Raw genomic sequence first — 11685 nt, forward strand, 5'->3', positions numbered from 1 at the left:
CTGCGCGGCCAGGTGCATCGCCACCAGCGACGACGAACACGCCGTGTCCACCGTCACCGCCGGGCCCTCCAGGCCGAGGGTGTAGGCGACCCGGCCCGTGATGGCGCTGCCTGAGCTGGCCAGCATGGCGTAGCCCTCCAGCTTGGCGTCGCCGCCGCCGGCCAGCCCGGCCGCGTAGTCGTGGTACATCACCCCCGCGTACACGCCGGTCCGGCTGCCCCGCAGCTCCCCCGGGTCGATTCCGGCCCGCTCCAGCACCTCCCATGATGCTTCGAGCAGCAGCCGCTGCTGGGGGTCCATCGCCAGGGCCTCGCGCGGATTGATCTCGAAGAAGCCCGCGTCGAACCGGTCGGCGTCGTACAGGAACGCGCCCTCGCTGGCGTAGCTGGTGCCGGGGTGGTCGGGGTCCGGGTGGAACAGCCCGGCCAGGTCCCAGCCCCGGTCGGCGGGGAACTCGCCCATGGCGTCCACACCGTCGGCAACGAGGTCCCACAGGCCCTCCGGTGAGCGCACTCCGCCGGGGTATCGGCAGGTCATTGCCACGATCGCCACCGGCTCGTCCGTGGCGGCCGTCGCCGTCACCGGTGTGGCCGCCGCGGTGCTCTCCCCGGCCAGCCGGGTGCTCAGATATCCGGCCAGGGCCTTCGGCGTGGGGTAGTCGAAGACGAGGGTCGCCGGCAGGCGCAGACCGCTGGCCGCGGACAGCCGGTTGCGCAGTTGCACGGCTGTCAGGGAGTCGAAGCCCAGGTCCTTGAAGGGTGCGTCTTCCCGTACTTCGGCTGCCGAGCCGTGCCCGAGGACGACGGCCGCGCAGCCGCGGACCACATGCGTGACCGTCTCCAGCCGCTGGGTGTCGTCGAGACCCACCAGGCGCGCTGTCAGCTCGGGGCGCTGCGTGCCGTCGCCCTGGGCGGCCGTCCGGCGGCTCGCCCGGCCGGTCAGCCCCCGTAGCAGGGCCGGGACGTCGGGGCCCGGCATGCCGCGTACGTCGATGCCCGCGGCCACCGCTGTGGCCGCGTCCAGTCGGCATGCGGCGTCCAGCAGCCGCAGTGCGTGCTCGGTGGGCAGTGGGGAGAAACCGGAGTGGGCCAGCCGGGCCCGGTCCGCCTCCGCGAGGTGCCCGGTCATCGCGCTGCTCTGCTCCCACAGCCCCCAGGCCACCGACTGCCCGTGCAGGCCCGTGGCGCGGCGGTGGGCCGCCAGGGCGTCGACGAAGGCGTTGGCCGCGGCGTAACCGGCCTGCCCCATGTTGCCCATGACCCCGGCCGCCGACGAGAACATGAGGAACATGCCGAGCGGCAGGTCGGCGGTGGCGGTGTGCAGGTTCAGCGCGGCGGTGGCCTTGGCTTCCCATACCCGTGCCAGCCGCTCCGGGGACTGCGCGGTGATGAGCGCGTCGTCGAGGACTCCGGCGGCGTGGATGACGCCCGTCAGCGGGTGCGTGGGGTCGATGCCCGCGATGAGGCTGGTCACCGCTTCCGGGTCGGCGGCGTCGGCCGCGACCACGCGTACGTCGGCGCCCAGCGCGCGCAGCCGGTCGGCCAGTCCCTCCGCGCCCGGTGCTTCCGGGCCACGTCGGCTGACCAGCAGCAAGTGCCGTACGTCCCACGACCGTACGAGGTGTTCGGCGACGTGCGTGCCCAGCGTGCCGGTCCCGCCGGTGATCAGTACGGTGCCGTGCGGGTCGAGCGTGCCGGGGGCGGTGGTGGCGGACTCCGGCGTACGGTCCGCGCGGGCGAGTCGCGGCACGAGCAACTGCCCGGCCCGACAGGCCACTTGGGGTTCGTCGAAGGCCAGTGCTCGTGTGACGGCGTCCAGTACGTCGTCGCCGGGCGGCTGGGACTCGGGGTCGAGGTCGAGCAGGAGGAATCGGTGCGGGTGTTCGGCCTGGGCGCCGCGCAGCAGTCCCCACACTCCGGCGCCCGGCGTGTGCACCGGGCCGCGGCCGGTGCCGTCGGGGGTCGTGACCGCACCCTGGGTGGTCACCGTCAATCGGGTGTCTCTGAGGCGTGGTTCGGCGATCCAGTCCTGTACGAGGCGCAGGACGTCCCGTACGACGTCGAGTCCGTCACCGGCCGTGCTGTCGCCGCTGGGCGGGACGCTGGTCAGGACCATGGACGGTGCCGGTTCGCCGGTGTCAAGGGCGGCTACCAGCGCGGCAAGGTCCGCGTAGTGCGGCAGTTCGGGCAGGGGTGCCGGGCTCGGGCCCATGACCGCCCAGTCTCCGTCCCGGGTCGACCGGTCGGCGTCCGGTGCGGGCAGCGGTGTCCACTCCAGAGTGAACAGAGCCTCGGCGTCACGCCTCGCTGCGGCTCGTAGCTGGTCGGTGTCGACGGGGCGCATGACGACCGCGCCGACGCTGAGGACAGGCGCTCCGGCCGCGTCGGCCACCGTGACGCGCAGCGCACGCTCGCCGTCGTCGCCGCTGTGCCGGGGCGAGATACGGACGCGAATCGCGGTGGCCTCACCGGCCCACAGGGCGACCCCGGTCCAGGCGAACGGCAGCCACAGCTGTCCCTCGGCGCCGGGCTCTGAGTCCAGCAGCAAGGCCGGGTGCAGTGCCGCGTCCAGCAGGGCGGGGTGGATGCCGAACCCGCCGGGCTCTCCGGCCGCCTCGGGCAGTACCACGTCCGCCAGCAGGTCAGGACCGTCACGCCACGCCGCCCGCAGGCCCTGGAAGGCGGGCCCGTACGCGTATCCGGCCTGGGCGGCTTGTTCGTAGAAGCCGTTGAGGTCGAGCGGCCGTGCGTCGGCCGGTGGCCACACTCCTGCCGCGTCGTCGGGGGCGGTGGCGGCTTCGGGGGTCAGGACACCGGTCGCGTGGCACGTCCATGGTGTCCCGTCGCCCGCGGCTTCACCGTCGGGGCGGGTGTAGACGCGTACCTCCCGGTGCCCGTCGTCGGCGGCAGCGGCCACCACGATCTGCACCCGTACGCTCCCGGACTCGGGCAGCACCAGCGGCGCCTGGAGGACCAGGTCTTCCACACCGCCGCAGCCCGCCTCGTCGGCGGCCCGCAGTGCCCACTCCACCAGTGCGGCGCCCGGCACCAGCACGGTGCCGTCGACCTGGTGACCGGTCAGCCAGTCCGCGCCGCCGACGGCGGACAACCGGCCGGTCAGCAGGTGGGTGTCGCCCTCGGCCAGGTCCACAACGGCGCCCAGCAAGGGATGCCCGGCGGCGGTCAGGCCCAGGCCCGCCGGGTCGCCGCCGTGGCCCGCGTGGTGCTCCTCCCAAAACCTCTGCCGCTGGAAGGCGTACGTCGGCAGCTCCACGACCCGGGGGGCGGGGCCGGTCGCGAACCACGCGGCCCAGTCCACGGTCACCCCGGCGGTGAACGCCTGGCTCAGCGCCCGTGCGAGCTGTGCCTGGCCGCCGTGGTCGCGGCGCAGGGTCACAACGACGGTGGCGGGCGCCTCGGCCTCCTCGAAGCATTCCTGGAGGCCGACGGCCAGTACCGGGTGGGGGCTGGCCTCGATGAACAGCCGGTGGCCGTCGTCGAGGAGGGTTTGGATGGTGTCGGCGAACCGTACGGGCTGCCGCAGGTTGGCCACCCAGTAGGCGGCGCCGAGACCGGCGGGATCGGCCTGGCCGCCGGTGACCGTCGAGTAGAAGCGCGTGTCCGTGCTGAGCGGGCGCACCCCGGCCAGTCGTTCGCTCAGCTCGTCGGCTATGTGGTCGACCTGCGGGCCGTGTGAGGCGTAGTCCACGTCGATCAGCCGCGCCCGCAGCCCTTGGCCCTCGGCCCGCGCCACCACCGCGGCGACCTGGCCGGGCGGGCCCGAGACGACGGTCGAGGACGGGCCGTTGACGGCGGCCACCCCCACCTCCGGGAACCCGGCCAGCAGTGCTTCGGTCGCTTCCCCGCCCACGCCAAGAGAGGCCATCGCGCCACCACCGGCCAGCCGCCGGAGCGCCTGACCGCGCAACGCCACAACCCGCGCACCGTCCTCCAACGACAACGCTCCGGCCACACACGCCGCCGCGATCTCCCCCTGACTGTGACCCACCACAGCCGAAGGAACCACACCATGCGCCGCCCACACCGCCGCCAACGACACCATCACCGCCCACAACACCGGCTGCACCACATCCACCCGACCCAGATCCGCGCCACCCCCCACCCCGCGCAACACCTCAGTCAGCGACCAGTCCACATACGGCGACAGGGCCTGTTCGCACTCGGCTACCCGTGCCGCGAACACCGGGGAACTCTCCAGGAGTCCGGCGCCCATGCCGACCCACTGCGAGCCCTGGCCCGGGAAGACCAGCACGGGGCGAGTGCCCGCGGCGACCGGAGCGCCGGGCCCGGTGACACCGGCGTGGTCCTGTCCGGTCGCCAGCGCCTCCAGGCCCGCCAGCAGTTCGTCGCGATCCTCGCCGAGCACCACCGTGCGGTACTCGAAGACCGAACGGGTCGTCGCGAGCGACCAGCCCACGTCGCCCACCCGCTCCGCGCCCCGCGCGGACGCGTGCCCGGCCAGGGCCCGCGCCTGGGCCCGCAGGGCCTGGTCGCCGCGCGCCGTCAGCACCCACGGCACGACACCGGCCGGGGTGGCCTCGTCAGCGGGGGCCTGTTCGGGGACGGCTGGTTGGGGGGCCTGCTCGACGATGAGATGGGCGTTGGTGCCGGAGATACCGAAGGAGGACACGCCCGCCCGCCGGGGGCGGCCGCTGTCGGGCCAGTCCACGGGCTCGGTGAGCAGCCGTACGGTGCCGCTGCCCCAGTCCACGTGGGTGGTCGGCTCGTTGATGTTCAGGGAGGCGGGCAGTACGCCGTGCCGCATGGCCATGACCATCTTGATCACACCGGCCACGCCTGCGGCGCCCTGCGTGTGGCCGATGTTGGACTTGACGGAGCCGAGCCACAGCGGCTGGTCCTCCGGCCGGTTCCGGCCGTAGGCGGCGATGATCGCGTCGGCTTCGATCGAGTCGCCGAGTACGGTGCCGGTGCCGTGTGCCTCCACCGCGTCGACCTCGGCGGCCGACAGCCGCGCGCCGGCCAGGGCCTGCCGGATGACGCGCTGCTGGGAGGGGCCGTTGGGGGCGGTGAAGCCGTTGCTGGCGCCGTCCTGGTTGATGGCGGAGCCGCGGATCACGGCCAGCACTCGGTGGCCGTTGCGCCGCGCGTCGGAGAGGCGTTCCAGCGCGAGCACGCCGACGCCCTCGCCCCAACCTGTGCCGTCGGCGGCCGTATCGAACGCCTTGCACCGCCCGTCGGGTGACAGGCCGCGCTGGCGGGAGAAGCCGGTGAAGACCTCCGGGGTGGCCATCACCGTCACACCGCCCGCCAGGGCCAGTGCGCATTCGCCCTGCCGTAGCGCCTGGCTCGCCAGGTGGATGGCCACCAGCGACGACGAGCACGCCGTCTCGATGGTGACGGCCGGCCCTTCGAGGCCGAGTGTGTAGGAGACGCGTCCCGACAGCAGGCTCGGGGCGTTTCCCGCGTAGCCCTCACCCGCCTGGGACGGGCCGCTCTTCGCCGGGTCGCCGGTGGTCGCCGTGCCCGCGTAGACGCCGGTGGCCGTGCCCCGTAGGGAGAGCGGGTCGATTCCGGCGCGTTCGGCGGCTTCCCAGGCGCACTCCAGCAGCAGCCGCTGCTGCGGGCTGCTGACCACGGCCTCGCGCGGGCTGATGCCGAAGAAGGCCGCGTCGAACTGGTCGGCGTCGTAGAGGAATCCGCCCTCGCGGGTGTAGCAGGTGCCCGGGTGGTCGGGGTCGGGGTGGTACAGGCCCGCCAAGTCCCAGCCCCGGTCGGTGGGGAATTCGCCGATGGCGTCGGTGCCTGAGGAGACCAGCTCCCACAGGTCCTCCGGTGACCTCACGCCGCCGGGGAAGCGGCAGGCCATGGCGATGACGGCCACCGGCTCCTGCGCCCGCTCCTCCGCCTGGCGCAGCCGCTGACGTGTGTCGTGCAGGTCGGCTGTGACGCGCTTGAGATACTCGACCAGCTGCTCTTCGGTCGCCAACTGGAATCACCCGTGCCCTTGTTCGCGTAGTGGTCACACCCGGCTCGTTCAGGACGCGCCTAGTTCGTTGTCGATGAAGTCGAGGAGCTGGTCCGCCGAAGCGGCACGCAGCCTCTCTGTGGCGGTGCCGTTCCGCTCCGGCGCCCGTGCCGCCTTCCACTGGGCCAGCAGGGCCTCCAGTCGCGTGGTGACCGTGCCGGGGTCGCCGTCCGCCAGCACGGCGGTGTTCAACGTGCGTTCCAGCCGCGCCAATTCGGCGAGGACGGGTTCGATGCCCGCCAGGTCCGCCGCGGCCGCCTCCTGGGGGGCGATCCGCCCGCGTAGCTCATCGGCGAGCACACCGACGCGCGGGTAGTCGAAGACGAGCGCCGGGGGCAGCCGCAGTCCGGTCGCCGCGGTCAGCCGGTTGCGCAGTTCGACGGCGGTCAGCGAGTCGAAGCCGAGGTCCTTGAACGCGGCTTCGGCCGGTACGGCTTCGGGGTCGGGGTGTCCCAGTACGGCCGCGACGTGTCCCCGTACGAGGTTGAGCAGCGCGCGGTGCTGGTCGTCGGCCGACAGACCGGCGAGCCGCCCCGACCAGTCCTGTGGCTTGGCGTCCACGGTGGCAGCGCTGCGCCTGGGGCGTCCCGTCGCGTTGCCGGCGGCCAGCGCCCGCAGGACCGGGGGCAGGGTGCCGGTGGGCTGGGTGGCCAGGGCGCGGACGTCCAGGTTCACCGCGAGCAGGTGCGGGGCGCCGTGCCGGAAGCTGGTGTCGAGCAGGCCAAGCGCCTGCTCGCTGGGCAGTCCGGTGAAGCCCGAGCGGGCCATCCTGGCCAGGTCCGTCGCCGCCAGGTGCCCGGTCATGCCGCTGGCCTCTGCCCACAGCCCCCAGCCGATCGAGAGACCGGCGAGGCCCGTGGCCTGCCGGTGCGCCGCCAGGGCGTCGCAGAAGGCGTTGGCCGCGGCGTAGTTCGCCTGCCCCGGGTTGCCCAGTGTCGCCGCGCTGGAGGAGAACATCACGAACATGCCCAGACCCAGATCCGCGGTGGCGTGGTGCAGGTTCAGCGCGGCGGTGGCCTTGGCCGTCCACACCGGCTCAAGCCGCTCCGGGGACAGCCGCGTGATCAGCCCGTCGTCCAGGACCCCGGCCGCGTGGACGACGCCGGTCAGCGGGTGCGCCGGGTCGATCCCCGCGACCAGGGCGGCCACCGCGTCCGCGTCGCCCATGTCGGCGCTCACGATCCGTGCCTGGCACCCCAGTTCGGCCAGCCGGGCGGCCAGCTCCGCGGCGCCGGGTGCGTCGGGCCCGCGACGGCTGACGAGAACCAGGCGTCGCATGCCCCAGGCGCCGACGAGGTGTTCGGCGACCAGGCCGCCCAGGGTGCCCGTGCCACCGCTGATCAGTACGGTGCCCTCGGAGTCCAGGGCCGGTGGCACGTCGAGGACCAGCTTGCCGGTGTGCCGGGCCTGGCTCAGGTGGCGCAGCGCGTCGCGCGCCCGGGCCAGCGGCCACGCCCGTACCGACGGGGGCCGCAGGGTCCCCGAGGTGAGCAGCTCCACCAGCTCGGCCAGCATGTCCCCGATGCGGTCGGGGCCGCTGTCGGGGACGAGGTCGAACGCCCGGTAGCGCACCCCGGGGTGCTCTACGGCGATCTGTGCGGCGTCACGGAGGTCGGTCTTGCCCATTTCCATGAACCGCCCACCCTCGGCGAGCAACCGCAACGACGCGTCCGTGAACGGACCAGCCAGACTGTTGAGCACCACATCCACACCCCGGCCACCCGTCGCCCGCCGGAACACCTCCTCGAAATCGAGATCGCGGGAGGACGCCCGGTGCGCGGCGTCGATGCCCATCTCCTCCAGCACCGCGTGCTTACCAGGACTCGCCGTCGCATACACCTCAGCACCCAGATACCGGGCGACCTGCACCGCCGCCGAACCCACCCCACCCGTCGCGGAATGAACCAGCACCGACTCCCCCGCCCGCAAACCCGCCAGATCCACCAACCCCAGCCACGCCGTCAAGAAGACAACCGGCACCGCCGCCGCCTCCCGCCACCCCCAACCCTGCGGGAGCGGCACCACTGTCCGGGCGTCGGCCACGGCCACCGGGCCGAACGCCCCGTCGAACAGGCCCATCACCCGGTCACCCACCGCCAGACCCGTCACGCCGGGCCCCACTTCCCGCACGACACCGGCGCCCTCGCTGCCGCAGAAGACGCCGTCGCTCGGGTACATGCCCAGGGTGATGAGCACGTCGCGGAAGTTGATCCCCGCCGCGCGTACGTCGATCCGCACCTGACCGGGCACCAGCGGCTCCAGCGCCTCCGGGCACGGCACAACGGACACGTTGTCCACGGTCCCCGGGACCTCCAGGCCCAGGCGCCACGCCCCGTCGCGTGAGGGCGCCAGCCCGTCGTCGGCGGCCCGGACCAGGCGGGGTATCAGCGCCTGGCCCGCCCGCAGCGCCAGCTGCGGTTCCTCCGCCGCCAGCGCCCAGCGCAGGGCGGCGGTGACGCCGGTGGTGTCGTGGTCCACGTCGAGCAGGACGAACCGGTCCGGGTTCTCCAGCTGGGCCGTGCGGACCAGACCCCAGACGGCTCCGCCGGTGACGTCCACTCCTTGGCCGTCGGGGGCACCGGCGGTGACCGCGCCCCGGGTGACGAACACGAGCCGGGAGCCGGTCAGCCGTGGCTCGGCCAGCCAGCCCTGAAGGAGTTCCAGGGCCCGCGTCGTCGCTGCCAGGCCCGCACCGGCGTCCGTACGGGTGGAAGTTCGTACGCAGGTCAGTACCGTCGAAGGCACCGGGCCTCCGGCGTCGGCCGCCGCCAGCAGCGCTCCCAGGTCGCAGTGGCGGGCGGCAGGTTCTGTCAGGCCGAACTCGTCCTCGCCCAGCAGTGCCCAGCCGTCCTCGTCAGGGTCGGGGAGGGCGGGGCCGGCTGCCGCCACCGGCAGGGGCGTCCAGTCGAGGACGAACTGCCCGCGCGCGGCGGGCTCGTCCGGGGCTGCGAGCTGAGCGGGGTCGGCCGGTCGCGTCACCACGGAGTCCACGCTCAGTACGGGAGCGCCGGTGGCGTCGGCCACCGCGACCCGCACACCGCGCTCACGCGGCCCGTCCTGACCATCCCGTCCGTCTCGTCCCTCCTGACCGTCGTGCGGGTGGGGGGACAACCGAACGCGGACGGTGGTCGCCCCCGCGGCCCACAGTGACACCCCGTTCCAGGCGAACGGCAGCCACACCCGGCCGTCGTCGCCGCCCCTGTCGGTCAGCAGCCCGGGGTGCAGCGCGGCGTCCAGCAGAGCGGGGTGGATGCCGAACCCGGAGACGTCACCGGCGGCGTCGGGCAACGCGATCTCGGCCAGGACGTCAGAACCGTCCCGCCAGGCCGCCCGCAGCCCCTGGAACGCCGGGCCGTACTCGTATCCGGCGGCGGCGGCCCGCTCGTAGAAGGCGCTGACGTCGATGGCCGTGGCACCGGGCGGCGGCCACGTTCCGCTCATGCCGCCGGGCGCGGTGGCCGCTTCGGGAGCGAGCACGCCCAGCGCGTGGCACACCCACTGGGTCCCGGCGAGCGGCCCCTCGTCCTGGCTTGGGCGTGAGTACACGCGTACCTCGCGCCGACCGTCGGTCGTGGCGGCGTCCACCACCACCTGTACGTGGACGCTGTCCGAGCCGGGAAGAACGAGCGGCGCCTGGAGCACCAGCTCCTCCACACCGCCGCAACCGGCCTCGTCGGCGGCGCGCAGCGCCCACTCCGTCAGCGCGGCGCCCGGCAGCAGCACGGTGCCCATGACCTGGTGGTCGGCGAGCCAGCCCGCGTCGTGGGACGCGGAGATCCGGCCGGTGAGCAGCAGGCCGCCGTCGGCCAGAGCGGTCGCCGCCGGCAGCAGCGGGTGCTCGATCCGGCGTAGTCCCGCCGCGCTGACGTCACCGGCGCCGCTGGTGGGCGACAGCCAGTACGGCGCACGCTGGAAGGCGTACGTGGGCAGCTCGACAGCCCGGGGGGCGAAGGCCGGGGGAAACCAACCCCGCCAGTCGACGGTGCGGCCCGCGGTGTGCAGCCGCGCCAGGGTGTGGGACAGCGCGCCGGTTTCGGGCTGCTTGCCGGTGAGGGTCGCCAGCACGAGGGGCATGGGCCGTTCGCTGGACGGGGTGGGCGCGGTCTGCGGGCTGTCCTGCCCGTGGAGGTGGTCGAGGGTGCGCTGAGCGGCGGTGGCCAGCACCGGGTCGGGGCCCAGCTCGACGAACACCCCGGCCTCGGGGGCGGTGTGGGCGATGGCGGGCCCGAAGCGGACCGGCTGGCGGATGTGCCGGGCCCAGTAGCCCGGGGTGGCGATCTCGTCGGCGGCGGGCAGCCCGGTGAGGTTGCTGATCAGCGGAATGGCCGGACGGTGGTAGGTCAGGTCGCCGATGGCCTGGGCGAACTCCTCCAGGACCGGGTCCATCGCGGGCGAGTGGAAGGCGTGGCTGACCACCAGGTCCCTGGTCTTACGGCCCCGCCGCGCCCACGCGGCGCGCAGCTCGGCGACCGGGGCGGAGGGCCCGGAGATGACCGTGCTGTCGAAGGCGTTCAGGGCGGCGATGGCGACCTGGCCGTCGTAACCGGCCAGGTCATCGGCGAGTTCGTCCGCGTCGGCCTGGATGGCGGCCATGGCCCCGCCGGTGGGCAGCCCTCCCATCAAGGTCGCCCGCGCGGCCACCAGCCGGCAGGCGTCGGCCAGGTCGAAGACCCCGGCCAGCTGCGCGGCGGCTATCTCACCGATGGAGTGGCCGATCACGATGTCGGGCTTCACACCGAGCGAGGCGAGCAGCCGGGCCAGGGCGATCTGCAGGGCGAAGAGGCCGCATTGGGCATAGGTGGTGTGGTCAAGCAGCTCCGGCTGGCCGGGGAGGCCGGTGAACACCACGTGCCGCAGCGGGTGTTCCAGCCGTGGGTCGAGGTGGCCGCACACCTCGTCGAAGGCGTCGGCGAAGACGGGAAAACGCTCATACAGGGCGGCGCCCATCCCCAGTCGCTGGCTGCCCTGCCCGCTGCACAGGAACACCGTCTTCCCGGCCGCGGCGGCCGTGGGCGGGATCACGGCCGGGTGTTCTTCGCCGGCCGCCAGCGCCCGTATCCCCGCGAGCACGTGGTCGCGGTCCTCGCCGACCACCACCGCCCGGTGGTCGAACAGCGCCCGGGTGGTGACCAGCGACCAGCCCACGTCGGCGATCGGCGCCGGGGAGTCGGCCACGTGGGCGGCCAGTGCGGCCGCCTGACCACGCAACGCCTCAACACCGCGGGCCGATATCACCCACGGCACCACTCCGACCGGCTGCTCGGGACCCGTGGCGGACGCGGGGTCCGGCTCGGCCGGTTCGGGGGTGTGTTCCAGGATCAGGTGGGCATTGGTGCCGGAGATGCCGAAGGAGGACACGCCGGCGCGGCGGGGGCGGTCGGTGTCCGGCCAGGGCATCGGCTCGGTCAGCAGGCGTACGGCACCGGACTCCCAGTCCACGTGCGGGGTGGGCTCATCGATGTGCAGCGACGTCGGCAGCGTCCCGTGCCGCATGGCCATCACCATTTTGATCACCCCGGCCACCCCGGCGGCAGCCTGGGTGTGACCGATGTTGGACTTCACCGAGCCGAGCCACAACGGCCGCTCGACCGGGCGGTTTTGCCCGTACGTGGCCAGCAGCGCCTGCGCCTCGATCGGATCACCCAGGGTCGTACCCGTGCCGTGCCCCTCCACCACGTC

At 73.8% G+C, this 11685-nt stretch carries 2 protein-coding genes; both read right to left on the minus strand.

Annotated elements, in window-relative coordinates; genetic code table 11:
* A partial coding sequence (locus tag AC5P1B_RS35245) for a type I polyketide synthase (protein WP_493892111.1) occupies window positions 1–5967 on the minus strand: 5967 nt, incomplete at its 3' end.
* A 48-nt stretch (window positions 5968–6015) separates the two neighbouring features.
* A partial coding sequence (locus AC5P1B_RS35250; protein WP_493892112.1) for a type I polyketide synthase occupies window positions 6016–11685 on the minus strand: 5670 nt, incomplete at its 5' end.

This window comes from Streptomyces sp. A01 (assembly GCF_059026195.1).